Below are 26,012 nucleotides of genomic sequence, written 5' to 3'. Positions count from 1 at the left end.
CGCTGATCAAAAAGCATTACGAACGCAAACACGGACCTGATTCCTATTACGGACAATAAGCATGGGAAAGATAAAAACGTTTTTAGCTCCCCTCTTGAGAGGGGGCGCGATGGATAAGAGCGGGAGCAGGGGTGTGTTATGCGCCCTGAATAGCAAAAGCGATGAACACACCCCTACACCCCTCTCAAGAGGGGAATCGCACGGTCCCCGTTTTTTGAAATTTACTTTTTTTATACTGATTTGCCTGTTCTTTGGCACCCGTTTATCGGCTCAGGTAGCAGCTACACCGCCAATGGGCTGGAACAGTTATAACTGTTTTGGTTCGGCAGTACATGAAGATGAAGTAAAAGCTAATGCCGATTACATGGCAGAGCATCTGAAACAACATGGCTGGGAGTATGTGGTAGTCGACTTTTTATGGTCGTACGATAATCCTCCGGGTAGTAATATCGGCAACCCATTCCAGTTACGTTTACAGGATGGCTCATATGTGCCATGGTTAACTATGGATAAATGGGGTCGTCTTACGCCGCAGCCTACTAAATTCCCTTCGGCTTTTGGCGGTAATGGTTTTAAACCGCTGGGCGATTATATCCACAGCAAAGGTTTAAAATTTGGCATCCACGTTATGCGCGGAATCCCGAGGCAAGCGGTTTGGTCAAAATCGCCGGTAAAAGGTACTAATGGCATTACTGCCGATATGGTAGCCGATACCAACTCAAAATGCCCATGGATGAACCACATGTACGGGCTGGATATGAAAAAGCCCGGCGCCCAGGAATACCTGAACTCGCTGCTGGAGCTTTATGCTTCGTGGGGAGTTGATTTTATTAAGGTAGATGACCTTTCACGCCCATATAGTAATGCCGAGGTTGAAGGTTATCAGAAAGCCATTCAGCAATGCGGCAGGCCTGTTGTATTAAGCTTATCGCCCGGTGAAACCCCGGTTGCGCAAGCGGCTCATGCTACCAAATATGCCAATATGTGGCGCATGGCTGATGATTTTTGGGATAACTGGAAAGAGATCCTGCACATGTTTGATTATGCTAAAAGCTGGGAAGGCGTAAGCGGCCCCGGTCACTGGCCCGATTGCGACATGATCCAGATTGGCAAGCTGAGTAAACGTGGACCTGTAGGCCAGGAGCGCTTTAGCCGTTTTACTGAAGATGAGGAATATACCCATATGACGTTTTGGAGTATCTTCCGTTCACCACTGATGATAGGAGGCAACCTGCCCGAGAACCGCGATTTTGAGTTGAAGCTTTTTACCAATGATGAGGTAATTGCGGTAAACCAAAAAGGATCGAACCCTAAGCAGTTATACAAAAAAGATGGCGCCATGATCTGGTATTCGCAGATCCCCGACAGCAAGGATATTTATGCCGCCTTTTTCAATATTGGCGATGATGATAAATCTGTATCCCTGAATTTCAAAGACCTGGGCCTGAAAGGCAAAGTAACAGTTCGTGACCTGTGGAAAAAACAGGATGTTGGCCAATACAAAACAAGCTATCAGCAAAAAATAAACAAACACGGTGCAGCATTATTCAGGCTGTCGCCAAAAAACTAAACCAATTCACTAAATCACTCATTCGCTAAATCAATAATTAATTATAATGATCGATCTGAAAACATTTGAAGTATGGTTCATAACCGGGAGCCAGAATTTATACGGAGAAGAAACACTGAAAAAAGTTGCCGAGCACTCGCAGGAAATTGCTAAAGGTATTGATGGCGCTGCCAATATCCCCGTGCGTGTGGTATATAAACCAGTTGTTAAGTCAACCGAAGAAATTTATAACACTTTGCAGCAGGCTAACGTTGCCGAAAACTGTATCGGTGTTATTGCCTGGATGCATACTTTTTCGCCAGCCAAAATGTGGATCAGGGGCTTAAGCATCCTTAAAAAACCGATGCTGCACCTGCACACCCAGTATAACCGCGATATTCCATGGAGCTCAATAGATATGGACTTCATGAACCTGAACCAAAGCGCCCATGGCGACAGGGAATTCGGTTTCATGGTATCACGTATGCGCATTAACCGCAAAGTAGTTGTTGGTCACTGGCAGGATAGCGAAGTGTTGAAAGACATTGAAAGCTGGAGCCGCGCAGCAGCCGGCTGGTACGATTGGCAAGGCGCTAAATTTGCCCGCTTTGGTGATAACATGCGCTTTGTTGCTGTTACCGATGGCGATAAAGTTGAGGCCGAATTGAAATTTGGTTTCGCGGTAAATACTTATGGTATTGGCGATTTGGTTGCTGTTGTTGACAGCATCAGCGATGCGGAAGTTAAAGCCCTTACCGATGAGTATGAAGCTACTTATACCGTGGCCGACGATCTTAAACAAGGCGGTGCAAGGTATCAGTCGGTTTATGACGCTGCCAAAATTGAACTTGGCTTACGTAAGTTTTTACAGGATGGCGGCTTTAAAGGTTTCAGCGATACGTTTGAAGACCTGCATGGCATGATCCAGTTACCGGGCATTGCTTCGCAGCGCCTAATGGCCGATGGTTACGGTTTTGCCGGTGAAGGCGACTGGAAAACTGCCGCCTTGGTACGTGCTTTCAAAGTAATGGGTGCAGGTTTGCCGGGCGGTAACGCTTTTATGGAAGATTATACCTATCACTTCGACCCAAACAATGCTTTGGTTTTAGGCTCACACATGCTTGAGGTAGATAGCAGCTTAGCTAATGGCAAAGCAGCGTTAGAAGTACATGCTTTAGGTATTGGTGGCAAGGCCGATCCTGCCCGTTTGGTATTTAACGTAGCCGGCGGTGCTGCGCTTAATGCTTCAATTGTGGATATGGGCAACCGTTTCCGTTTAATTGTTAACGAGGTTGAAGCCATTGAGCCGGTAGAAGACCTGCCAAAACTGCCTGTTGCGAGAGTACTTTGGAAACCACTGCCCGATATGAAAACCGGTTGCGCAGCATGGATCTATGCCGGTGGTGCACACCATACCGCATACAGCCAAAACCTTTCGGCCGAGCTGATCAACGATTTTGCTGATATGGCCGGTATCGAGTTTTTACGCATTGGTAAAGACACCAAGCTTGATCAGTTTAAAAACGAGATCAGGTGGAATGACGCGGCTTATAAATAGCCCCCTCTAAATCTCCCCCTGAAAAGGGAGACTTTAAAAAATATAAAAAGCCGCCGCTCGGCCCCGGCCGAGTGGCGGCAGATGAGGATGACGTAAAAAATAAAACGCGTTAGGGATAGCAGCGGATACCGGCCACACGTCTAAGGCCTTGTGCAGTATGAGCGGATAGCCCGGCCGCAGGTAACGCCCTGATGAATTTGAGATTTCGGATGTGGGATTTCGGAGTTGTCTGAACTCGAATTCATGGAATTAAGGAATTTATTTAGTATGATATTAATTTCTTTATTCCACAGGTTTCGGTTCAAAAAAATGAGAAGAGTATAAACTTAACCAATGCTTTAAAAAGCCCTCACCCTTTAGGGGAGGGTTGGGAGGAGCAACTAATTTAAACCAAATAATGAACAAATTTTCCACTATCGATTACGTGATCTTCGTAATCTATTTTATTGTAGTTACGAGCTACGGGTACTGGGTATACAGCCGTAAAAAGATCAAAGGCGTATCTGATAGTCACGACTTTTTCCTGGCCGAAGGTTCACTTACCTGGTGGGCCATTGGTGCTTCGCTAATCGCGTCAAACATATCTGCCGAGCAATTTATAGGCACCAGCGGGCAGGGTTTTGCCGTGGGTTTGGCCGTTGCAGCTTACGAATGGGTTGCTGCTATTGCGCTGATCATTGTGGCAGTGTGGTTCATACCGGTATACCTTAAAAACAAGATTTTCACCATGCCGCAGTTTTTACATACTCGGTATAATGAAACGGTAAGTTTTATCATGGCCATTTTCTGGCTGTTGCTGTATGTACTGGTTAACCTAACCTCTATACTTTACCTGGGTGCATTGGCCATTAATAACTTAATGGGCGGCGGATATCTGCATGAGATCATCATCGCATTATCCATTTTCGCGCTGTTCATCACCCTTGGTGGTATGAAAGTTATCGGCTTCACCGATGTTATACAGGTATTGGTACTGGTTGTAGGTGGTTTAGCTACTACTTACATAGCGCTTACTTTGGTGAGTGAGCATTTTGGCTTGGGCAAAGATGCTATGGCGGGCTTAAATAAAATGATGAGCGATGCGCCTGATCACTTTAAAATGATGATGGCTAAACCTAAGCCGGGCGCTCCGCAGGCAGAGATCAACAAATACCTTGCGCTGCCTGGTATTGCCATGTATTTTGCCGGTCAGTGGATCGTGAACCTGAACTACTGGGGCTGTAACCAATACATCACACAAAGGGCTTTGGGTGCTAACCTGAAAACTGCCCGTACAGGGATCCTTTTTGCTGGTTTAATGAAACTGGCTATGCCTGTTATTGTGGTTTTACCGGGTATTGCTGCTTACGTACTGTATAAAAACGGCGGCTTGCAACAGGAAATGGCATCGGGTGGGCACTTCAACTCAGATAATGCTTACTCGGCTATATTGGGCTTTTTACCAACCGGCTTAAAAGGTCTTTCGGTTGCAGCTTTAACTGCTGCTATCGTGGCTTCGCTGGCAGGTAAGGCTAATAGTATCAGTACCATCTTTACGCTTGATATCTACAAAAAACACATTAGCAAAGAAGCCAGTGAAAAGAGTATGGTTAATGTAGGCAGGCTTACTATTTTGGCTGCATTAGTGTTCTCTATCATGCTTACCTGGAAAGATCTTTTAGGCATAGGCGGCGAAGGCGGCTTTACCTTTATCCAGAAATACACCGGCTTTATCAGCCCGGGAATCTTCGCCATTTTCATTTTAGGTTTCTTTTGGAAACGTACCACAGGCGCAGCCGCTATTGCCGGTATTTTAACAGGCTTTGGCATGTCGGTGCTGTTCAATAATTATGCGCCAAAATTGTTTGGTAACGAGACTTTGTTGTATACAGCTTTCCCTAATGGTAAAGGCGGGTTTGAAATTCCGTTCCTGATTTGTATGGGACTGTCGTTCATGTTTACCATTATAGTGATGGTGGCCATTAGCCTGGCCGGTCCGAAAGTTAACCCTAAAGCATTTGAAATTCCACGCAGTATGTTCAAGGTTGAAAAATCAACCATGGCATTAATTGTAGTTACACTGATCCTGCTTACCATGCTTTATGCTAAATTCTGGTAGGTACAATAATTTATAAAATGAAGTTTTTTATTGACACAGCCAACCTGGCACAAATTAAAGAAGCCCATGACCTGGGTGTATTAGACGGCGTTACCACCAACCCATCATTGATGGCTAAAGAAGGTATTACCGGCCATGAAAATATCATTAACCACTACAAAGCCATTTGCGAAATTACCGATGGCGATGTAAGTGCCGAAGTTATATCAACCACTTTTGACGAGATGGTTGCCGAAGGCGAAGCGCTCGCTGCCCTTCACGAGCGCATTGTGGTAAAGCTGCCCATGATAAAAGATGGCGTAAAAGCTTTAAAATATTTTAAGCAAAAAGGAATTAAAACCAATTGCACGCTGGTGTTTTCAGCGGGTCAGGCCCTGTTGGCGGCTAAGGCTGGTGCTACTTATGTATCACCATTTATTGGCCGTTTAGATGATATCTCGACGGATGGTTTACAACTGATTGAAGATATCAGGCTGATTTATGATAACTACGGTTATGAAACACAGATACTGGCAGCTTCGGTACGCCATGCTATGCACATTGTTAACTGCGCTAAGCTTGGGGCCGATGTGATAACCGGTCCGCTAAGTGCTATTACCGCTTTGCTAAAACATCCGCTTACAGATAACGGACTTGCGCAGTTCCTGGCCGACCATGCCAAGGCTGCAGGTGTTTAGTTGAAATATTTGATTTTTGAATAAGAAAGTCCCGCGCGAGGCGGGCTTTTTTTAATTAAATATTTTAAGTGTTTTTTTAACAATTATAAATTAATTTTTATACATTGGTCTCACTGATTCCCAAACCATTAGTTAAACCAATTTATTTGTTACGGAAATTATAATAGTTAAACGGCAAATGCTTTATAAAGCAAGCTAACAACCTCAAATTATGAAGAATAACAAGAATTTATTAATGATGTTAAGCTGTTCGGCAGCGCTTTTTGCGGCTTGTAACGGTAATCCAAAAGCAACTGATTCAACCGTGAAAGATTCGACCTCGGTGACTACCCAGTCAATACCCGATTCGGCCAATTTTGAGGCCGATGTACAGGGGCAAAAAGTGAAACTCTTTACCCTGAAAAATAACAGCGGTGCAACAGTGGCCGTTACCAATTATGGTGGCAGGCTGGTAAGCTTACTGGTACCCGATAAAGACGGTAAGGCTACCGATGTTATTTTAGGTTACGATTCATTGAAAAGCTATCAAAAACCAAAGGAGCCGTATTTCGGCGCCATTATAGGCCGCTATGGTAACCGCATTGCCAAAGGTAAATTTACTCTTGATGGCAAAGCTTACCAGTTGGATATTAACGATGGTGTAAACACCCTGCATGGCGGCTTCAACGGCTTTTATGGAAAGGTGTTTGCGGCTAAGCAACTGAGCGCATCACAACTGGAATTTACCTATATTTCAAAAGATGGCGAAGGTGGTTATCCGGGCAATTTAACTGCAACTGTGGTTTATACCCTGAGCGATGACAACGCGCTTAAGATTGAATATAAAGCAACTACCGACAAAGCTACCGTAGTTAATTTAACTAACCACGCATACTTTAACCTGAATGGTGCAGGTAACCCAACTATTACCGACAATGTGTTGCAAATAAATGCTGATGCATTTTTGCCGGTAGATACCACATTGATCCCCACAGGCAAGCTGCAGCCGGTTAAAGGTACCCCGTTTGATTTTACCACTTCAAAAACCATTGGTAAAGATATTAGCATTGCCGATGAGCAACTGAAAAACGGTAAAGGTTATGATCATAACTTTGTATTGAACAAGCATGACCTTAGTACTCCAATTGCTACTGTTAAGAGTACAGTTACCGGCATTACTATGGAGGTATTCACCGAAGAGCCCGGGTTGCAATTTTACTCAGGCAATTTTTTAACCGGCGAAACCAAAGATGGCAAAGACGGCAAAGCTTACCCTTACCGTTCGGCGTTTTGTTTGGAAACCCAGCATTTTCCTGATGCGCCAAACCAGCCGGCGTTTGCTTCAACCGTGTTAAAGCCAGGGCAAACTTACCATACGGTCACCATTTACAAATTCTCCAAATAAATAAGCAATGCTAAAGAGAGCTTTTTAATGCTGTGTGCTGCCGGTACTTTTACCGCGATGCATGCGCAAACGCAATATACTATAGCGGCTGATAAGGTGAAGGCACACATTCAGCCTACCATGTATGGGATATTTTTTGAGGATATTAACCTTGCTGCCGATGGCGGTGTTTATGCCGAGTTGGTAAAAAACCGTTCGTTTGAGTTTAACATGCCTTTGATGGGATGGAAAGAGCAAAAAAAGGACGGCGGTGACGGCCGCACTGAAGTGATCAACCGTGCTGTTGAACGTCCGGAAAATGCGCACTTTATAAAGAGCTATATCACAACTGATGCCGGTTTTTACGGTTTCTCGAACGAGGGTTTCCGCGGGATGGGGGTTAAGGAAGGCGAGGAATACAGCTTTTCGGTGATAGCCAAACAGGAAGGTGATACCAACGTAAAGCTGAATATTGAACTGCACGGCGATAATGATGCTGTTATAGGTAAAGCCGAACTTACGCCAACCGATAAAGAATGGAACCGTTACAGCGTGAAGTTTAAATCGAGTGCTACAACGCAGAAAGCACAGCTGTATGTTTGGATGAGCGGTAAGGGCGTAATCGACCTCGATATGATTTCCCTGTTTCCCGAGCACACCTGGAAAAACCGCCCGGGTGGCCTGCGTGCCGACCTGGTACAGCGATTGGCTGATCTTAAGCCCGGCTTTTTACGTTTCCCCGGTGGATGTATTGTTGAAGGCCGCGAGTTGAGCAACCGCTATCAGTGGAAAAAACTATCGGCGCGGTTGATAAACGCGAGAATATCATTAACCGCTGGAATACGGAGTTTAAACACCGTCCAACGCCTGATTATTACCAAACTTTCGGTCTGGGCTTTATGGAGTATTTTATGACTGCCGAGGATATTGGCGCTTCGCCCCTGCCTATCCTGAATTGCGGTATGGCCTGCGAATTCAACACCGGCGAACTGGTGCCTTTGGATAAACTTGATCCTTACGTACAGGACGCGCTCGACCTGATTGAGTTTGCTAATGGCGATGCCAGCACCAAATGGGGTAAGCTGCGTACCGATCTCGGTCACCCGGCACCGTTTAATTTAAAAATGATCGGTGTGGGTAATGAACAATGGGGCCCGCAATATATCGACCGTTGGAAAATCTTTACCAAAGCTATCAAAACTAAATACCCGGATATCAAGATTGTGTCTGCTTTAGGCCCATCGCCTGATGGTAAAGAGTTTGACCTGTTAAATAAAACCTTCCGCGGTTTAGGTGCCGATATTTTGGATGAGCATTATTATGCGCCTGCAAAATGGTTCAGGGATAATGCCCGCCGTTATGATAACTATGACCGTAAAGGCCCTAAGATCTTCGCCGGTGAATATGCCGCGCAAAGCAAATCAACCGTAAACCCCGATAACAAAAACAATTGGGAGTGCGCATTATCTGAAGCGGCCTTCATGACCGGTTTGGAGCGTAATGCAGATGTAGTGAACATGGCTTCATACGCCCCGCTTTTTGCTCATGTAGAAGGCTGGCAATGGACACCAAACCTGATCTGGTTTGATAACCTGAAAAGTTATGCTACGCCGAATTATTATGTGCAGCAACTGTTTTCCATTAATAAAGGAACAGATGTAGTGCCGCTTACCTTAAACAACGAGGCCATAGCCGGCCAAAATGATAGCTATGCTACTGCCAGTTTAGATAAGAATACCAATGAACTGGTGATCAAGTTTGTGAATACCAGCACTTCGGCTCAAAATGTAAGCTTTAAAATTACAGGCTCAAAAGGTTATCAAAAACAGGCCACGGTTACTACACTAAAAGCCGACGACAAGGATGCTGAAAATTCATTGACCGCACCAACGGCAGTTAGCCCTGTTGAAAGCAAGATTGATATTTCGGGCAATACCCTGAAGCTGGCAGTTGAACCTTACTCGTTTAAAGTAGTAAGGCTTAAAAATAAATAGCCTTGAAAAAGATCCTATTGATCATATCCTTATTGTTCCCGGGCATTTTCTGCAATGCCCAGGAACTAAGGACTGATATATCGGTACACGACCCGGTAATGACCCGACAGGATAGTACGTATTACATCTTTTGTACGGGCAACGGCATTGCTATGTGGTCGTCAAGTGATAGGGTACATTGGAAGGCCGAGAAACCGGTGTTTGCAACACCCCCGCAATGGGCGGTTGATGCTATTCCCGGTTTTAAAGGGCACATTTGGGCGCCGGATATTTCGTTTTATAATGGGCTGTATTACTTGTTTTATTCAGTATCGGCCTTTGGCAAAAACACTTCGGCCACAGGTTTAGCAACCAATACTACATTACATACCAATGATCCGGCATATAAATGGATTGATCATGGCAAGGTAATTCAATCCATCCCAGGCAAAACCAACTGGAATGCCATCGACCCTAATTTGATTACCGACAAAGACGGTACGCCATATTTAGTTTTCGGCTCGTTTTGGGATGGATTAAAACTGGTAAAACTGAATAAAGACAGGTTAAGCGTTGCGGAAAATATTGATAACATTCCAACCATTGCCACACGCCGAAAAGTAGCAACGGAAAACCTCCCAGCTGTTGACGGTAATCCTGTTGATGCAGGAGGCAATGCCATTGAAGCGCCGTTTATTTTTAAACACGATCAATACTTTTACCTGTTTGCCTCGATAGATTATTGCTGCAAAGGACCGAAGAGTACTTACAAAATGATTATCGGTCGCTCGAAAAAACTGAAAGGGCCATACCTGGATAAAGAAGGCATAGCCATGAACAAAGGTGGCGGTAGTATCCTGCTGGCCGGCGATAAGGATTGGTACGGTGTTGGACATAACGGTGTAAGTACCTTTGACGGCGCGGATTACATTATTTTCCACGGCTATGATGCAGCCGATAGAGGGATTTCGAAGTTGAGGATAGAGAGGCTGGATTGGATTGATGGATGGCCGGTGATAAGGAAATGAATACCTACTTATAGTTATTGCTTATAACTTAGTCGCCACCGCTCGGCTCCAGCCGGGTGGTAACGATCAAGCGGCCTTTGGCCGCCGACGCAGGAGTAGCAGGCCAGAGGCCTGGGAATAAAAGCCATTCGGCTGGAGCCGGGCGGCGGCTGTTATTGTTGAACCCAGCGCAGGTTAAGCTTCCTCGCCTGAAATCTGTTGCATTAACATTACAATATGAAAACATCACAATACCTGATCGCATTAGGCCTGGCACTTGGCAGCCTGACATATGCCAATGCCACAACCCGCGATACCACATTCCATGCCGATGGTAACCCCATTATCAGGCACAAGTATACTGCCGATCCGGCGGCTATGGTTTATAAGGATAAGGTATACCTGTACACCGGGCATGATGAAGCTGCGCCCGGTCATAACGGCTATACCATGCACGACTGGACCTGCTTCACTACAACCGATATGGTGAACTGGACAGAGCATCCTTCGCCTATGAATGTTAGGGAGTTTAAATGGGCTAAGGATGATGCATGGGCTTCGCAGGTGATAGAACGGAATGGCAAGTTTTATTGGTATGTAGCTGTTGAACATGGTACTATTCATGGCAAAGCTATTGGCGTGGCGGTATCTGACAGTCCGTTAGGGCCGTTTAAGGACGCCCGTGGCAGTGCTTTGGTTACCAATGATATGACTAAGGCCGTAAAGCATTCATGGGATGATATTGACCCGACGGTTATTATTGATAAAGGCGGGCAGGCCTACCTGTTTTGGGGAAACGGCATTTGCTATTATGCTAAACTTAAAAGCAACATGACCGAGCTTGACGGGGAGATTAAAACGATTACCCTGCCGCATTATACAGAAGCGCCGTGGATCCATGAGCGTAATGGCTGGTATTATCTTTCATATGCCTATGAGTTCCCCGAAAAAATAGCGTATGCTATGAGCCGGAATATTAACGGGCCATGGGAATATAAGGGGATTATCAATGAGATTGCTGGAAACTCCAATACCAATCACCAGGCTATTATTGAGTTTAAAGGCAAATGGTATTTTATATATCATAACGGAGCGTTAGTGCCTGATGCGGGCAGTTTTCACCGTTCCGTTTGCATCGATTATTTGTATTACAATAAAGATGGAAGTATTAAGCGGGTGATAATGACCAGCGAAGGGGTTAAGCCGGCGAAATAATTAGTCCCACTCAAGCCTTCTCCACCGGGGAGGGCTTTGAAGTTTTCCCTACATGATAGTCCAAAGGGAGAATTATTCCGATTGATAAGTACATAATTTAATGAAAGGTAACTTTACCAATTATTTTACTGATATTGCGTTGCGTACGTTTGGCCTGTAAACCAACCGGCTACCAGCTGTTTTACCGCAAAAAACCAATTATAATAAAATATGATCATTAAAAATGTTTACTTATTACTTGCCGGACTTTTATTGGCCGGTTTTACTTCATGCAAAAGAAAGAAGTTTTGCCGGGCAATTCCGGGAACGTTCCCGGTGATACGGTGGTAAACACCGGAAAGGCGTTGCCGGCTGGCGCAAAAGATGGGGTTACTTTTATCAATTCGGGTAAATCGGTAATTTTTAACCTGTATGCACCGGGCAAAAAATCCATATCAGTAATAGGTGATTTTAACGGTTGGGATGTAAATGATACCAAGGCCGTGATGAATAACACACCCGATGGCAAACGCTGGTGGGTACAAATTGATAACATCGATCCCGCTGCTGAATATGGTTATCAGTTTTATATTGATAAATCATTGAAGGTAGCTGATCCATATACCGAAAAGGTGCTTGACCCTGATAACGATTCATACATTTCTTCAGATACCTATCCCAACTTAAAAAAGTATCCAGCCGGGAAAACTACCGGTAATGTAAGCGTTTTTCAGGCCAGTCAGCCTGCGTACAGCTGGAAAAACACCAGCTTTACCCGTCCCGATAAAAAGAACCTGGTTATTTATGAGTTATTGGTTCGTGATTTTATTGACGCCCATAACTATCAAACCCTTACAGATACGCTGAAGTATCTCTCAAACCTGGGAGTTAATGCTATTGAACTGATGCCTTTTAATGAGTTTGAAGGCAATCTTTCATGGGGCTATAATCCGTCTTTTTATTTTGCACCTGATAAATACTACGGTACCAAAAACGCCTTGAAAGCTTTTATTGATGAGTGCCACTCGCGGGGTATAGCGGTTATCCAGGATATAGTGCTTAATCACTCCTTTGGCCAATCGCCAATGGTACAAATGTATTTTAATACAACAGCGGGCAAACCTGCGGCCAACAATCCCTGGTATAATGTGGACCCAACGCATCCTTACAATGTAGGTTACCAGTTTAACCATGAAAGCGCCGACACTAAATATTTTGTAAAAAACGTGCTCAAATTCTGGATGACGGAGTATAAGATAGATGGTTTTCGCTTCGACCTTTCAAAAGGTTTTACCCAGGTTAACTATGGCACGTCTGATGCAGCCGTGAACGCATGGAGCCAATATGATGCCAGTCGTGTAGCCATCTGGAAAGATTATAACAACTATATAAAAAGCATCGATAATAATAACTTCTACGTAATACTGGAACATTTTGCGGCTAACCAGGAAGAAAAAGAACTGGCCGGCGAAGGCATGATGCTTTGGAACAACCTGAACTATAATGCCAATGAAGCTACTATGGGCTGGCTAACCAACTCCAATTTTCAGGGTTTGTTTTATGATCAGCATACGTTTACGCAGCCGTATAACCTGGTAGGCTACTTTGAAAGCCATGATGAGGAACGCCTGCAGTTTAAAAATGAAAGCTATGGCAATGCGGTTGGCAGCTACAATGTAAAAGATAAAAACACAGGTTTGGCGCGCGAAGAAATGGCAGCCGCGTTCCTGTTTTCGGTTCCGGGACCTAAAATGCTGTGGCAGTTTGGGGAGCTTGGTTATGATGTAAGTATTAACCAGGGAGGCCGCACCAGCAATAAACCTATCTACTGGAACTATAATACCGACCCTAACAGGAGGCATTTATATGGTGTTTATGCAAAGATGATTAAGATGAAGGAAAAGAACGCTGTATTTGCCTCAACCAATTATACTTATGATCTTGCCGGTCCCATTAAAACAATCCAACTAAAAGATGCCGGCGCGAATGTTGAGGTGGTAGGCAATTTTGACGTGGTGCTGCAAACCGGCAGTATCAGCTTCCCGGCTACCGGAACCTGGTATGATAACATTAACAAAACCAGTATAAGTGTAACATCATTGCCATATTCCATGACGCTGCAACCCGGCGAATATCATGTTTACAGCAGTGCTCCTTTACAGCAATAACCAGGTTAAAACACTAAGTGTTAAGGCTTCCGGGAGTTGACAAATGCTGTTTTAAGAGGTAGTTTTTAACAGGAAATTACACTTCTGAAAACTATAAACGTGTAATGGCCTTATTTTTAATTGATTGTTAATAATTAATGTTACCTTTGTAGTAATTAAATAAAAATATAATGCAAGGAACAGTAAAATTCTTTAATGAAACCAAAGGTTTCGGATTTATTACACCAACTAATGGTGGTGCCGAAGTTTTTGTACACGTCTCAGGCCTGATCGACACTATCCGTGAAAACGATAGCGTTACCTACGATGTAGAGCAAGGCAAAAAAGGCTTAAATGCGGTAAATGTAAAAGTAGGTTAAACTATCAATTATATAAAAATCGTACAGCATCTGTTCAGCAATGGGCAGATGCTTTTTTTATGCAATAAAAAAGCCTAACATATGCTATAAAACAGCTCCGTTAGGCAATAATTATATTCAACAGGGGAGTTTTCCTAAGAAGGCTTTACCATCTGCACTAAGGCATCAATAAATTTAGGTGCATCATTCAAACTCTCAACCAGTTGCACATGCTCACCGCCGAGAGCTTTAAACTCGTCACCATATTCGGTAGTTACTTCATATACGGTTTCAAGGCAGTCAGCTACAAAGGCGGGGCAAAATACCAGGAGACGTTTTTTACCTTCGCCGGCCAGTTTGGCTACAATTTCGCTGGTGTAAGGCTGCACCCATGGGTCATTGCCCAGGCGCGATTGAAAGCAGATGGTATATTTCTCTTTCGGAATGCCCATTTTTTCAGCTATCAGTCTCGCCGTATGATGTGATTGTGCCGAATAGCAAAACCTGTTGGCATCAGTAAGCGTTTCGCAGCAGCCGGCCGATTTAAGGCAGTGGTTATGCGTATGGTCTGCTTTAATCAGCTGCCTTTGCGGCAGTCCGTGAAAGCTAAATAAAACGTGATCGTACGTTTCGGGATTATATTTTTGAGCGTTATCAGCAAAAGTTTCAATCATCAGCTCATTATCGTGGAAAGAGTTGATGAACGTAATATTTGGCGATGTTGGCCATTTGCCAACAATGTCCATCACCTTTTCATAAACAGACCCGGTACTGGCCGAAGCATATTGCGGAAACAAAGGGATTACCTGGATACTTTCAACAAGGGCTGCTTTCAGCTTCTCCAAAGCCGACTCGATAGAAGGATTTTGGTAACGCATAGCCAGCTCAACCATATAGTCATCGCCAAGGCGCTGTTGTAAAGCCTGCTGTTGTAAAACACTGTAATGTAACAGTGGTGAGCCTGTTTTAGGGTCCCAAATGGCTTGGTACAATTTGGCCGATTTAGGTGCCCTGAACGGAACAATAAGGCCTTTGACTAAAAGAGTGCGTGAAATGGCCCCGATATCAATAACCCGCGGATCCATCAAAAACTCATTCAAATAACGCTTTACATCTGCTGTGCTGGGGCTATCCGGGGTGCCCAGGTTAACCAGTAAAATTCCTTTTTTAGCCATAACTGTAGGCGCAAAAATAGCAAAAAATGCTCCGTAAGTTATGACGGTGGTCACAATTTACAAATAAATGAGGTGTAAGATAAGTGAATGTTTGAAAGTAGAAATTGAATTTAGGAATTGTGTTATTTGTTTTTAAGGAGATATGTTGATAAGGAATTTAGCGTATCAGCATTTTTATATGATTAGGGCGTTGCCTGCGGCCGGGCTCTACGCTCATACTGCACGGGCGTTAGTCACAGGCCGGTATCCGCTCCGATCCCTAACGCGGGTTGGATTTAACAACTTTCCACAATCTCCACCATGGTACACCCGGCGATTCATGGTGCTCATAATGATAACCAAAAAATAGCAGCTAAAAAATGCAGCCAAATGATTACGGCGCTGGCTCCGGGCAAAGTGCCGGTTATCGTGTTCGCCTTTATGGGGCTGATATGTACCGAAGTAAAATAACTGTAATGTGCTCAGCAATGATGGTACAACCCAAAACATAATCAGGTTTGGCTGTGGGATCCAGATCTTCAGGATATTGAATACAACAGCCATCACCACAATTTGCCATATGGACAGGTAATTGCGGATAAATTGTACATACCATGCAAAAAAGCTGCCCTGGTGATAATCCGGATCTTCATGGGTATGTACGTGGCTATGGTGCTTGTGGTGTTTTGTGTACAATTGGGGGTACCAGAACGAGGCATATAGGAAAGTGCTGAGGTAACCCACAAAGTTATTTAAGCCCCTATCGGGCGAAACTGTACCATGCATAGCATCGTGAGCGGTGATGAACAGCCCGGTATAAAGGTGCATTTGCACCAGCATCAGTACATAAACAAGAGGATTGCTGAAGCTGAAATGCCATTGCATCAGTAATGTAATACTTGTTGCCCAGCAGCCAATTACCAGCGCGGCCACAAATAAACCAATATTTGATGGACTTTTTTGCATGTTACCTATTACAGCAAAAAGCGTGCTGTTAAAAGCTTTCTATAGCGGCTTTTACTTTCTGCATCAGCCACATGGGTGTTGATGTTGCACCGGCAATACCAATGGTATCATTTGGCGCAAACATGTTTTTATCCAGTTCGTCGGTTGAGGATATGAAGTAAGTATTGGGGTTGTGCTTGCGGCATACTTCATACAATACCTTACCGTTTGATGATTTTTTGCCCGATACAAAAACAATCTTATCAAAGCGCGTTGCAAATTTGGGCAGGTCTTTATCCCGGTTACTTACCTGACGGCAAATAGTATCATTAGCCTTAAGGTCGTAGCCGCGTGAAATAAGCTCATCTTTAACCGAGTAGAATTTATCCATACTCTTGGTGGTTTGGCTATACAGCGTAATGTTGTGCGGCAGTTCTACATTGTCAAGCTCGGCAATATCCTGGAAAACTATTGCTTCATCATTAGTTTGTCCCTGCAGGCCAATCACTTCTGCATGACCGTGCTTGCCAAAAATCAGGATCTTCTCGTTCGAGTCGTATGAGGTTTTGATGCGGTTTTGCAGTTTAAGCACTACCGGGCATGAGGCATCAATAAGGGTGATGTTATTCTCTAAAGCCGTACGGTAGGTGTCGGGAGCTTCGCCATGGGCACGGATGAGCACCTTTTCATTATGGAGATCTTTAAGCTGGTCGTGTTCAATGATGCGAAGGCCTTTTGCTTTCAGGCGTTCAACCTCTTCGTCATTATGCACAATATCGCCAAGGCAGTACAGGTAGCCGTCTTCTTCTAAAATCTCCTCGGCCATATCAATGGCATAAACCACCCCAAAGCAAAAGCCCGAATCCTGGTCAATAGTAACTTTTAACTGATAATCTCCCATGGTGCTGTAAATTTACGGCAAAAATAACCGTTGATTGTAATGATTGCGTTGATTTTGATGATTATTATATCACTAAATAGTTGATCCCTTAGCTCAATAAACCAAATTCAAAACAGCAAAAAATAAAAACTGCGCAATCAGTAATGTTGGGCCAACAATGCTTTGCCGTTTAAATTTAAACTGCTCAAATATAAAAAGCAACAATGCACTCAGCACAAACCAGCAAACATAGTTTTTAAACGGAACGCCAGCATCCAGCCAATGCCAGTAATCAAAATGTATGGCAATAGGCTCAATCAGCACATCGAGCAGGGTAAGGATCATAGCTCCTGAAAGTATTCTAACCAATGTACTTTTTAGGCGGCTTCGCTGCAGGGTAATGCCCGCGGCATAGACCAGCAGGAACCAATTTACCCCGATCATCAAGGGAATTTCAAATAGTTTAATGCCAAGTGTTCTGCCATATTGATAATGCCCGAAGAGCCAACCGGTATGTACACCGATGTATTCGGCCATGAAGCCGATGCCGAAGGCGGTCAATGCAAACAGCAGAAACCTGCTGTCGAAATTGTCATAACTATAAATGATAATCCCAAGCATCAATAGTAAATGCCATGGTACCAGGGTTATAAATAATACGGTTAATGAGGGGATAATAAAGCCTATCAACCCTACCAGGTGAAACAGGAAAATAACTATGATACAGATCCTGTTTTTTTCTGGACAGCATTATCGGATGCTATGGGTTTCAAATTTTTCGCCCTTTCCACATCGTGGTTTTGGTGAGATACCTTTGGATGGATAAAACAGCTACGACAAGCAGGCTAAACATTTGAGCAGGATGTAAAAGGATGTTATACTCCGCTTTTTGACCGGCCGAAAGGGAGATCATGATCCGCGTAAGAAAAATAAGGCCTGCGGTAAAAAGTATCAGCGGCATGTTCAGGGTTGTCATGATAATCAGCGGACCGGCAATAGTGATGGTAATGTACACCAAAAAACCAATGATGCTGTAGTTAAAAGCCGCCAGGAAATTTTTACTGAACCCATTTATAGCTTCGCCATATCCCCGGTACATACGGCAGCTGATCATGCCGTTGGCCAGCAGGGCCTCGCCATTATAACGCTCCGCTTTTATGAGGCGCATGATCTCCACGTCTTCCACCACCTTGTTTTTTACCGCTTTGTGCCATTGGTGTTTATGATAAATGGCAGCATCAAACAACATAAACTGACCGCTGGCGGCCGCTACTGAGGCGTTTTTTAATATATATACCAGGCGTAAAGGCAGCAGGTTTAGCAATATGAAATGCATGAGAGGCACTACCAGGTTCTCGCCGAGGGTAAGCATGGTTTGATTGCTGAACAGGCTTAATAAACCCAGTTGGTGCAAATGCATACGGTGCACAGCACTGTTGATAAGGCGGTTACTAACCTGTTCGTCGGCATCCAAAAACAGCAGATATTTACCATCGGCCTGTTTAGCCATTTGGTGGCAGGCGTAATTTTTCCCCATCCAGCCATCTGGTAATTTACCTCCCTTTAACACCCTGAAATGAGGGTGCCCGGCGGCAAATTCAGTACAAACCTGGTAAGTATCATCGCTTGAATCATCGTCATAAATAATAACCTCGTAGTTGTTATAGTCCTGCCGATGGATGGAATTTAACAGGGTTAATATGTTTTCGGCCTCGTTACGTGCAGGGACCAGGATAGAAACTTTATCCGAATAATACCGCCCTATATGGGGCAGTTTGGGGTTGGAGATATAATTGAATAGCGTTACCGCAAACCTGAGTATGATAAAAAAGAGGGTTATTAATATAGCTATGGTCACTTTTTATATATCAAATTCGGTTTGCAGTAATTTGGAGGCTTCATAATGCCTTTGATAAGCTTCCTGTAATTTACTTATGCTTTTACCGGTGTAATTTTCTGGTTCGCTTTTTAAATAAACGGTTGCCGTTGCCTTTTTATGTTTAAAGTACTGAATAAAAGTTGAAGCAAAAACGAGCTGGAAATTCCCATTTGCTTTTTCAATGATCCTCATAACCCCTTTTTCAAAGTTTATGCCGGTAACAAAGTTAGCATACAGTTTGCCCTGTGGAAATATCAAAACCAAATTTGCCGGATCGGTAAGCAATCCGGCCGCATAGTCAAGGGACTGGATGATACTTTTTGAATCTTTTTTTACCGAAAAAGCACCGGCAAATTTCAGGAAGCGCTCGCTACGGGCAGTCTCTTCCAGGATCATGACATGTAACTTTTTCTTTAGCAATTTATCGTTTACGCAGTATAATATCAACCCATCCCAAAAACTAAAGTGGTTGCCTATCAGCAGCACCGATTTATTTTTATCAATTACAATGTCGTTAAACAACAGTTCATGAAACGTTTTGCCAACTATCCATTTAACATAGTAATGGACAATACGGGTCATGAAAAAGTTTTCTTTATTGCGGATCATATTTTACACGAATGTATTGCATGTCGGCGACAATTTTATCGAATTACACGAAATTTGCTGATGGCTTATCAAATGAAATTAGTGCCAATTCGATATAATTCGAAACATTTGTGCTGATATAATTAGTGTTCCATATTGATCTGGTTTTTTAACGCTTGCTGATGTGCGTTATTAATGTTCTCCTTCAACTGCTCAAAACTAAGTTCGCCGGCAACACCTAAATCAAACAAATGGACATAGGCGCGGGGCTTCAGGCTTTCAAAGTAATCGATCAGGGTACAATGATAAACCACCTGGCAGGGGCCTTTTATCTGTCGCATCAGTTTATAAACACCGGTTTCAACACGTATAAATGTTTCATGGTTTGAATAGAGCTCGCCCTGCGGAAATATCACGATAAGATTATCAGGATCATTTAATATCCCGGCCGAGTAACTGAGCGAGTCGAGTATCGCCCTTGACCCCTTTTGAATGGAGTAGGCACCAATGTATCGAAAATAACTATGCTGATCGAACTGGTCCTGCTGCATCATGATGTAAAATTGCTTTTTGAGATCATAAACAGCTGTCCGGTTAGCAATGAAACCATCCCACCAGCTAAAATGATTGGTCAAAAGCAATATTGAATGGCCCGGGCGTGGCTCAAAGGGCTGTACATTAACCTCTTTAAAATTACGGCCGATCCACCATTTTACACAACGGATGAATAATTTACTCCAAAATTTCTTTTTACGCGAAGGTACCATGTTTATTTAACTAAATACTCGTCAAGTGCCTTTGTAACCAACCAGTGCCCAAGTTCAATTTCATGCACTTCGGCATTATGAAGCATTCCTAAAAATGGCATTGCCGCCGATTTAGGGAATAGTTTATCATGCCTGCCAAATATCAGCAAACATTTAATTTTATGCTGATTGATTAGTTGTGCTACTTTCTGCACATCAGGCTTTAACTGCCTGATCAAATTTAGGGTATAATAGGTGTCAAGCCGTTTTTGTTCGGTATCAATTTCATTATAAGCTATGCGGTAAAGGCTTTCGTCAATAGCGCCAACGGTTTTCATGCTTTTAACTAAAAAAGGTGCCAGCCATTTGCTTTTTGTGGCCGTACGGAAAATTGCGCGTCCAAGCGTATTATGCAATATAAAATGAAAGCCTTTAAATACAGCAAGGCCATCAGGGGCCATTAAAATGATGTCATCAATCATATCGGCATATTCTTCAACCAATATCAGGGCCAGGTTGGCGCCTATAGAATAGCCCATTACCGAAAAACGTTGCCGGCCGTAAAGCTTAAACCATTCTTCCATGTAGCCGCTTACCATGGTTTTGGGCATCCCGGCCACGATCTGTTGTTCTGTCCAGCCATCCAGCCTGCTTTCGCCGTGAAAAAAGTGATCGAAACCATAGATGTGATATTGGGGTAGGATGGATTGATCAAGTACATGAAACTGTTTCCCAGTCATGCCATAGCCATGAAAGGCCAGCAGCGGTTTTTGACCGGTACCATACTCGTGAAAATGTGCTTTGCCCAAGCCGGGCAGATGTAAAAAACCCATTAAGGCAATATTAAGAATTTATGGCTTTTGTACAGTAAACGGCCATGTTTTGTTTTGAATGATGGAATAGTCTTTTTATAAAATTGTCATTTCGATGAACGGCGAAGGGCGCGAAGCTGGGTGTGAAGAGAAATCTTCTGCTTCCTGCAAATCCACCATACATGGTTTACTTACCGGGTGTACAATTTCTCACTCGTTCCTCATATCATTAATGGCATTTTTTATTTATCGATATACTTCATGATCATTTCCGTAGCCCCTACATTTTCCTTCACATAATTAAATACCTTTTTACGGGTAATATTATAAAACGCCTCGTCATTAACCAGTGTGTCAACAATATCTTTTAATTCTGTTTCATTGCTGATGCTAAAACCGGCATTAATGGCTATAAGTTCCTTGGCTTCGTTAAATTTCTGATAATTGGGGCCAAAAATAACCGGCAGACCGAACGCGGCTGCCTCCAGGGTATTATGAATACCCACACCAAAGCCGCCACCTATGTAAGCAACGTCGGCATAAGCATAAAGCGATGAAAGCATGCCGATATTATCTATCACCAGCGATTGAAGATTGTTAGATGTAAGCGATTGGTTAATAAAATCTCCTGACTTTAAGCCTTCTGCCTCAGTTCTTAGCTGAGAAAAAGTGATCGCATTTCCCTGCGGAAGCAACTCTATCAAGTTATTAATCTTTTCTTCCGGTATTTCATGCGGAGCGAAGATGAATTTCCAGTCGGGATACTGGCTTACTAATTTGGTTAATATATTCTCATCCTGTGGCCAGGTGCTGCCTGCTATAAATAACTTGTGACCGTTTTTAAATTGTTGTATCAAAGGCAGCACTTTAGGGTTTTGTGCATTTGCCCAAACGCGATCAAACCGGGTATCGCCGCTAACTGATGTGTTAGTAATACCGATACCTTTCAATAACTGCGTAGATGCCTCATCCTGTAAAAAGAAGTGCGATACCAGACTTAGGATTCTGCGATTAAAACCGCCATACCATTTAAAAAACACCTGTGTGGGTCTGAAGATGCCTGATACGATATACAGGGGGATATTACGCTTGTTTGCTTCATTAAAAAAATGGAACCAGTACTCGTATTTAGTAAAAATGACAATCTCGGGGTTAATGGCATCAATAAACCTGCGGGCGTTTCGGGCAGTATCCAAAGGCAGGTAGTAAACATAGTCCGCAAGGGAGGTGTTTTTCCTGATCTCATATCCCGAAGGGGAAAAAAGTGACTACTATTTTCTTTTTGGGGTGTAAATTTCTCATTGCTTCCAGTATCGGCCTTCCTTGCTCAAATTCGCCAAGTGAAGCAAAATGAAACCAAATACTGCTTTCTATACGTACAAAGACAGGATTTTTACGCCCTGCAACCCAAAGTTTTGCCTTGTTGTTAAACAATGCGGCAAAACGGATAAAAAGGGAATATAATTTGATACCTATATTATATAATAACATCAATTTTAACGCTGAATGATTATCTTAGCCGGGCATAAAAGTAATAACAATAATTACAATATTAGTTTATGGCCCGCCCGGTGCTATAATAAGTCGGTTATATGATTGATCATACAAATATTGCTTACTTAAATTTAAAACACATTTAACACTATGAAAATTGCAGTAATTGGTACGGGCTATGTAGGCCTGGTAACGGGAACTTGTTTAGCCGAAACGGGAAATGAAGTAACCTGTGTAGATATCGTGGAAGAAAAAGTAAACAAGATGCGGAATGGCGAAATGCCGATCTATGAACCGGGTCTTGATATTTTATTTCTGCGTAACATTAAACAGGAAAGACTAACCTTTACCACTAATCTTGCCGAAGCAATAGCCCCGGCCAAAGTGATCTTTTTGGCGTTACCAACGCCTCCGGGAGCCGATGGAGCAGCCGATTTGAGTTATGTGCTTGGCGCGGCAAAAGATATCGCCAAACTGATCACCGAATATAAAGTGATCGTAACCAAATCAACGGTACCTGTAGGTACGGCAGATAAGGTAACCGCAGTGATGAAAGCCAATACCGATGTTCCCTTCGCTGTGGTATCCAACCCCGAGTTTTTACGCGAAGGCGTAGCCGTAGAAGACTTCATGAAACCGGATAGGGTAGTGATCGGTACAACGGACGAAAAAGCCCGCCAGGTAATGGGCGATTTATATGCACCTTACGTGCGCCAGGGTAACCCTATATTATACATGGACGAACGCTCATCCGAGCTAACCAAATATGCAGCCAACTCATTTTTAGCCACCAAGATCACGTTCATGAACGAGATTGCAAACATGTGCGAGCTGGTAGGGGCGGATGTAGATATGGTACGCAAGGGGTAGGAGCAGATGGCCGTATTGGCAAACGCTTCCTGTTCCCAGGTGTGGGGTATGGGGGCAGCTGTTTTCCTAAAGATGTGCAGGCCCTGTCAAAAGCAGCCGAAGAAAATAAATACGACTTCAAGATCCTCAACTCGGTGATGGAAGTGAACGAAAATCAGAAGAAACGGCTGGTAGTTAAAATGCGTGAATATTATGGCGAAGGCGGACTGAAAGGAAAACATTTTGCCCTGTGGGGACTGGCTTTTAAACCGGAAACCGACGATATCCGCGAAGCACCAGCACTGTACATTATCGATGAGCTATTAGCAGCCGGGGCGACAGTAACCGCCTACGACCCGGAAGGCATGCCAAACGTTAAAAAACTACTTGGCGATAAGATAAGCTATGCCACCAATCGGTACAATGCCCTTGAAGATGCAGATGCTTTGCTGATTGTGACCGAATGGCCGGTATTCCGTACGCCAGACTTTGACTTTATGAAGGAAAAGCTGAAGTCGCCGGTGATCTTTGACGGGCGTAACCTGTATGACCTGGACAGGATGAAAGATTATGGATTTTATTATAACAGTATAGGCCGTAAAACAGTAGCAATATGACAGAAAGAAAAAGGATCCTGATTACAGGAGCGGCCGGTTTTTAGGCTCGCACCTGTGCGACAGGTTTATTAAGGAAGATTATCATGTGATCGGGATGGATAACCTGATCACCGGCGATTTGAGGAATATCGAACATTTGTTCAAACTGGAGAACTTTGAGTTTTATAACCATGACGTATCCAAGTTTGTTTATGTACCGGGCGAACTGCATTATATCCTGCATTTTGCCTCACCGGCCAGCCCGATAGATTATCTGAAAATTCCGATCCAGACATTGAAAGTAGGTTCACTGGGAACCCATAACCTGCTGGGGCTGGCCCGGAACAAGAAGGCACGGATGCTGATCGCCTCCACATCGGAAGTATACGGCGACCCGAACATCAACCCTCAGCCAGAGGAATATTGGGGTAATGTAAACCCGGTAGGCCCGAGAGGGGTGTATGATGAAGCCAAAAGATTCCAGGAAGCTATTACCATGGCTTACCATACCTTCCACGGGTTGGAAACCAGGATCGTTAGGATTTTCAATACTTATGGCCCAAGGATGCGACTGAATGATGGAAGGGTGTTACCGGCTTTTATAGGGCAGGCACTGCGGGGCGAACCGCTGACCATGTTTGGCGACGGCTCACAAACGCGGTCGTTTTGCTATGTAGATGACCTGATAGAAGGGATCTACAGATTATTGCACAGCGATTACGCCCAGCCGGTGAATATCGGCAACCCTGATGAAATCACGATAAAACAATTTGGCGAGGAGATCATTAAGCTGACGGGTACCAACCAGGAGCTGATCAGCCTGCCTTTGCCAACAGACGATCCGAAGCAACGCCGCCCGGATATTACCAAGGCCAAAGCTATATTAGGCTGGGAGCCAAAAGTATCCAGGAGTGAAGGTTTGAAGATCACCTTAGAATACTTCAAGTCGTTGCCCGAACATGAAATAAACCATAAAGACTTTACCTATTACAATAAGTAAAGGTAACCAGGCCGGAAATTAATTTTTTTGGCCTTTTTTATAATATAAAAGCGGATGAATTGTCACAATCTGCTTACTTTGCCGAACATTCAAACATACTCTCTATTTAAACCATGAAAATATTAGTAACAGGCGGTTTGGGTTTTATTGGTTCGCACACCGTTGTTGAGCTGGTTAACGCGGGGTATGACCCCATTATCGTTGACGACCTGTCGAACTCGGACCCCAAAATATTAGATCAGCTTACAAAGATCTTAGGCTTTACCCCGGTATTTCATAAGCTTGATCTTTGCGATGAAGCCGCCGTTAGATCACTTGCACTTGCCGAACCCGAAATAGGTGGTATCATCCACTTCGCAGCCTTTAAAGCGGTGGGCGAATCGGTAAAAAAACCAATGAAATATTACCGGAATAATTTTTATTCTCTTATCAATCTGCTCGAAGCTTATTACGGTAAGGCTATCAATTTTGTATTTTCATCAAGCTGCACAGTTTACGGACAGCCCGAAAAATTACCCGTTACTGAGAATGCTCCGGTACAACCTGCGCAATCGCCATATGGTAATACCAAGCAAATAGCCGAAGAAATTTTGGTTGATATGGTAAATTCCGGCAGCGATTATAAAGTGATTTCGTTGCGTTATTTTAACCCCGTAGGTGCCCATGAGTCTGCTTTGATCGGGGAGTTGCCAATAGGTGTACCACAAAACCTGGTGCCTTTTATTACACAAACTGCCATAGGCAAACGCGAAAAAATAACCGTTTTTGGTAATGATTATAACACGCCTGATGGTAGCTGCATCCGCGATTATATTCACGTAGTTGATTTGGCGAAAGCCCATGTAGCCGCGTTAAGGCTTGCCGAAAAAGACGAATTTAAAGGTTATGATGTGTTTAACCTGGGCACAGGCAATGGCACATCAGTATTGGAAGTAATTCATGCTTTTGAAAGCACTACTGGCGAAAAACTGAACTATGAAATTGGCCCGCGCCGTGAAGGTGATGTGGAGCAGGTTTGGGGCGATGTTACCAAATCATCAACCAAGCTTGGCTGGACAGCTAAACTTGGTATTGGCGAAATGATGTCATCAGCCTGGGAGTGGGAAAAATATATTGCTCAAAATCCATTCAATTAATATCAACA

General features: G+C 43.7%; 20 protein-coding genes and 3 pseudogenes. 14 read left to right on the top strand and 9 right to left on the bottom strand.

Annotated elements, in window-relative coordinates; all coding sequences use genetic code 11:
* The first annotated feature begins 61 nt into the window (after positions 1 to 61).
* The 11 genes from ACRQ5D_RS02555 to ACRQ5D_RS02505 all read left to right on the top strand — a co-directional run bounded on the left by ACRQ5D_RS02555 (position 62) and on the right by ACRQ5D_RS02505 (position 13,946).
* Positions 62 to 1,570 (top strand): glycoside hydrolase family 27 protein, encoded by a 1,509-nt coding sequence (locus ACRQ5D_RS02555; RefSeq protein ID WP_432328419.1) that lies wholly within the window; start codon positions 62 to 64, stop codon positions 1,568 to 1,570.
* A 46-nt stretch (positions 1,571 to 1,616) separates the two neighbouring features.
* Positions 1,617 to 3,107: an L-arabinose isomerase gene (araA, locus tag ACRQ5D_RS02550; protein ID WP_432328418.1), complete on the top strand. Its 1,491-nt coding sequence runs from the start codon at positions 1,617 to 1,619 to the stop codon at positions 3,105 to 3,107.
* A 397-nt stretch (positions 3,108 to 3,504) separates the two neighbouring features.
* On the top strand, positions 3,505 to 5,205 hold the full coding sequence (locus ACRQ5D_RS02545) for a sodium:solute symporter family transporter (RefSeq protein WP_091165733.1): 1,701 nt from the start codon (positions 3,505 to 3,507) through the stop codon (positions 5,203 to 5,205).
* 17 nt (positions 5,206 to 5,222) lie between these two features.
* The gene (fsa, locus tag ACRQ5D_RS02540) at positions 5,223 to 5,882 is read left to right on the top strand and encodes a fructose-6-phosphate aldolase (protein WP_090528887.1); all 660 of its coding nucleotides are present in this window, start codon (positions 5,223 to 5,225) and stop codon (positions 5,880 to 5,882) included.
* A 211-nt stretch (positions 5,883 to 6,093) separates the two neighbouring features.
* On the top strand, positions 6,094 to 7,266 hold the full coding sequence (locus ACRQ5D_RS02535) for an aldose epimerase family protein (RefSeq protein WP_256337389.1): 1,173 nt from the start codon (positions 6,094 to 6,096) through the stop codon (positions 7,264 to 7,266).
* Between the two features lie 27 nt (positions 7,267 to 7,293).
* Positions 7,294 to 8,160, top strand: coding sequence for a carbohydrate binding domain-containing protein (locus ACRQ5D_RS02530; RefSeq protein ID WP_432328417.1), 867 nt, complete (start codon positions 7,294 to 7,296; stop codon positions 8,158 to 8,160).
* On the top strand, positions 8,043 to 9,239 hold the full coding sequence (locus ACRQ5D_RS02525; protein ID WP_431200934.1) for an alpha-L-arabinofuranosidase C-terminal domain-containing protein: 1,197 nt from the start codon (positions 8,043 to 8,045) through the stop codon (positions 9,237 to 9,239). The genes ACRQ5D_RS02530 and ACRQ5D_RS02525 overlap by 118 nt, the downstream gene beginning before the upstream one ends.
* 2 nt (positions 9,240 to 9,241) lie before the next feature.
* A complete protein-coding gene (locus ACRQ5D_RS02520; protein WP_256337391.1) occupies positions 9,242 to 10,246 on the top strand; it encodes an arabinan endo-1,5-alpha-L-arabinosidase in 1,005 nt (334 codons plus the stop codon).
* 216 nt (positions 10,247 to 10,462) lie between these two features.
* Positions 10,463 to 11,440, top strand: a complete 978-nt coding sequence (locus ACRQ5D_RS02515) for a glycoside hydrolase family 43 protein (protein WP_432328416.1) — start codon at positions 10,463 to 10,465, stop codon at positions 11,438 to 11,440.
* Positions 11,441 to 11,709: 269 nt separating this feature from the next.
* Positions 11,710 to 13,587, top strand: coding sequence for an alpha-amylase family glycosyl hydrolase (locus ACRQ5D_RS02510; RefSeq protein WP_432328415.1), 1,878 nt, complete (start codon positions 11,710 to 11,712; stop codon positions 13,585 to 13,587).
* 167 nt (positions 13,588 to 13,754) lie between these two features.
* Positions 13,755 to 13,946: a cold-shock protein gene (locus ACRQ5D_RS02505; RefSeq protein WP_090528875.1), complete on the top strand. Its 192-nt coding sequence runs from the start codon at positions 13,755 to 13,757 to the stop codon at positions 13,944 to 13,946.
* A gap of 134 nt (positions 13,947 to 14,080) precedes the next feature.
* Here the strand turns inward: ACRQ5D_RS02505 and hemH are convergent, their stop codons facing one another.
* The 9 genes and pseudogenes from hemH to ACRQ5D_RS02460 all read right to left on the bottom strand — a co-directional run bounded on the left by hemH (position 14,081) and on the right by ACRQ5D_RS02460 (position 22,420).
* Positions 14,081 to 15,100: a ferrochelatase gene (gene hemH, locus ACRQ5D_RS02500; protein ID WP_091166956.1), complete on the bottom strand. Its 1,020-nt coding sequence runs from the start codon at positions 15,098 to 15,100 to the stop codon at positions 14,081 to 14,083.
* A 213-nt stretch (positions 15,101 to 15,313) separates the two neighbouring features.
* A complete protein-coding gene (locus ACRQ5D_RS02495) occupies positions 15,314 to 16,045 on the bottom strand; it encodes a fatty acid desaturase (protein ID WP_432328414.1) in 732 nt (243 codons plus the stop codon).
* A 28-nt stretch (positions 16,046 to 16,073) separates the two neighbouring features.
* Positions 16,074 to 16,925, bottom strand: coding sequence for a 4-hydroxy-3-methylbut-2-enyl diphosphate reductase (locus ACRQ5D_RS02490; protein ID WP_091165745.1), 852 nt, complete (start codon positions 16,923 to 16,925; stop codon positions 16,074 to 16,076).
* A gap of 93 nt (positions 16,926 to 17,018) precedes the next feature.
* Positions 17,019 to 17,594 (bottom strand): carotenoid biosynthesis protein, encoded by a 576-nt coding sequence (locus ACRQ5D_RS02485; RefSeq protein WP_432328413.1) that lies wholly within the window; start codon positions 17,592 to 17,594, stop codon positions 17,019 to 17,021.
* Positions 17,595 to 17,673: 79 nt separating this feature from the next.
* Positions 17,674 to 18,762, bottom strand: a complete 1,089-nt coding sequence (locus tag ACRQ5D_RS02480; protein WP_091165750.1) for a glycosyltransferase — start codon at positions 18,760 to 18,762, stop codon at positions 17,674 to 17,676.
* A 3-nt stretch (positions 18,763 to 18,765) separates the two neighbouring features.
* Positions 18,766 to 19,392 (bottom strand): 1-acyl-sn-glycerol-3-phosphate acyltransferase, encoded by a 627-nt coding sequence (locus ACRQ5D_RS02475; protein WP_091165753.1) that lies wholly within the window; start codon positions 19,390 to 19,392, stop codon positions 18,766 to 18,768.
* Positions 19,393 to 19,514: 122 nt separating this feature from the next.
* On the bottom strand, positions 19,515 to 20,138 hold the full coding sequence (locus tag ACRQ5D_RS02470) for a lysophospholipid acyltransferase family protein (RefSeq protein ID WP_091165755.1): 624 nt from the start codon (positions 20,136 to 20,138) through the stop codon (positions 19,515 to 19,517).
* A gap of 2 nt (positions 20,139 to 20,140) precedes the next feature.
* Entirely contained in the window at positions 20,141 to 20,950 is an 810-nt protein-coding gene (locus ACRQ5D_RS02465) for an alpha/beta fold hydrolase (protein WP_091165758.1), read from the bottom strand.
* 221 nt (positions 20,951 to 21,171) lie between these two features.
* Positions 21,172 to 22,420 (bottom strand): annotated as a pseudogene (locus tag ACRQ5D_RS02460) (3-deoxy-D-manno-octulosonic acid transferase).
* 153 nt (positions 22,421 to 22,573) lie between these two features.
* On the opposite strand from ACRQ5D_RS02460, the pseudogene ACRQ5D_RS02455 reads away from it, so the two are divergent.
* The 3 genes and pseudogenes from ACRQ5D_RS02455 (at position 22,574) to galE (ending at position 26,004) form a co-directional block, all read left to right on the top strand.
* Positions 22,574 to 23,889: pseudogene (locus tag ACRQ5D_RS02455) on the top strand (UDP-glucose dehydrogenase family protein).
* Positions 23,886 to 24,868: pseudogene (locus tag ACRQ5D_RS02450) on the top strand (UDP-glucuronic acid decarboxylase family protein). The pseudogenes ACRQ5D_RS02455 and ACRQ5D_RS02450 overlap by 4 nt, the downstream one beginning before the upstream one ends.
* A gap of 113 nt (positions 24,869 to 24,981) precedes the next feature.
* Positions 24,982 to 26,004 carry a UDP-glucose 4-epimerase GalE gene (galE, locus tag ACRQ5D_RS02445; protein ID WP_091165775.1) on the top strand — a complete coding sequence of 341 codons (1,023 nt, stop codon included), beginning with the start codon at positions 24,982 to 24,984 and terminating at the stop codon, positions 26,002 to 26,004.
* Positions 26,005 to 26,012: the final 8 nt, after the last annotated feature.

This window comes from Mucilaginibacter sp. P25 (assembly GCF_050859465.1).
Lineage (GTDB): Bacteria > Bacteroidota > Bacteroidia > Sphingobacteriales > Sphingobacteriaceae > Mucilaginibacter > Mucilaginibacter gossypii.
This window is presented reverse-complemented; position numbering and strand designations above follow the sequence as displayed.

Bases quoted from the DNA above. Each gene is read 5' to 3' on its own strand.
- ACRQ5D_RS02555 (WP_432328419.1), top strand. From the start codon at position 62: ATGGGAAAGATAAAAACGTTTTTAGCTCCCCTCTTGAGAGGGGGCGCG.
- araA (WP_432328418.1), top strand. From the start codon at position 1,617: ATGATCGATCTGAAAACATTTGAAGTATGGTTCATAACCGGGAGCCAG.
- ACRQ5D_RS02545 (WP_091165733.1), top strand. From the start codon at position 3,505: ATGAACAAATTTTCCACTATCGATTACGTGATCTTCGTAATCTATTTT.
- fsa (WP_090528887.1), top strand. From the start codon at position 5,223: ATGAAGTTTTTTATTGACACAGCCAACCTGGCACAAATTAAAGAAGCC.
- ACRQ5D_RS02535 (WP_256337389.1), top strand. From the start codon at position 6,094: ATGAAGAATAACAAGAATTTATTAATGATGTTAAGCTGTTCGGCAGCG.
- ACRQ5D_RS02530 (WP_432328417.1), top strand. From the start codon at position 7,294: ATGCTGTGTGCTGCCGGTACTTTTACCGCGATGCATGCGCAAACGCAA.
- ACRQ5D_RS02515 (WP_432328416.1), top strand. From the start codon at position 10,463: ATGAAAACATCACAATACCTGATCGCATTAGGCCTGGCACTTGGCAGC.
- ACRQ5D_RS02510 (WP_432328415.1), top strand. From the start codon at position 11,710: ATGCAAAAGAAAGAAGTTTTGCCGGGCAATTCCGGGAACGTTCCCGGT.
- hemH (WP_091166956.1), bottom strand. From the start codon at position 15,100: ATGGCTAAAAAAGGAATTTTACTGGTTAACCTGGGCACCCCGGATAGC.
- ACRQ5D_RS02495 (WP_432328414.1), bottom strand. From the start codon at position 16,045: ATGCAAAAAAGTCCATCAAATATTGGTTTATTTGTGGCCGCGCTGGTA.
- ACRQ5D_RS02490 (WP_091165745.1), bottom strand. From the start codon at position 16,925: ATGGGAGATTATCAGTTAAAAGTTACTATTGACCAGGATTCGGGCTTT.
- ACRQ5D_RS02475 (WP_091165753.1), bottom strand. From the start codon at position 19,392: ATGATCCGCAATAAAGAAAACTTTTTCATGACCCGTATTGTCCATTAC.
- ACRQ5D_RS02470 (WP_091165755.1), bottom strand. From the start codon at position 20,138: ATGGTACCTTCGCGTAAAAAGAAATTTTGGAGTAAATTATTCATCCGT.
- ACRQ5D_RS02465 (WP_091165758.1), bottom strand. From the start codon at position 20,950: ATGGGTTTTTTACATCTGCCCGGCTTGGGCAAAGCACATTTTCACGAG.
- galE (WP_091165775.1), top strand. From the start codon at position 24,982: ATGAAAATATTAGTAACAGGCGGTTTGGGTTTTATTGGTTCGCACACC.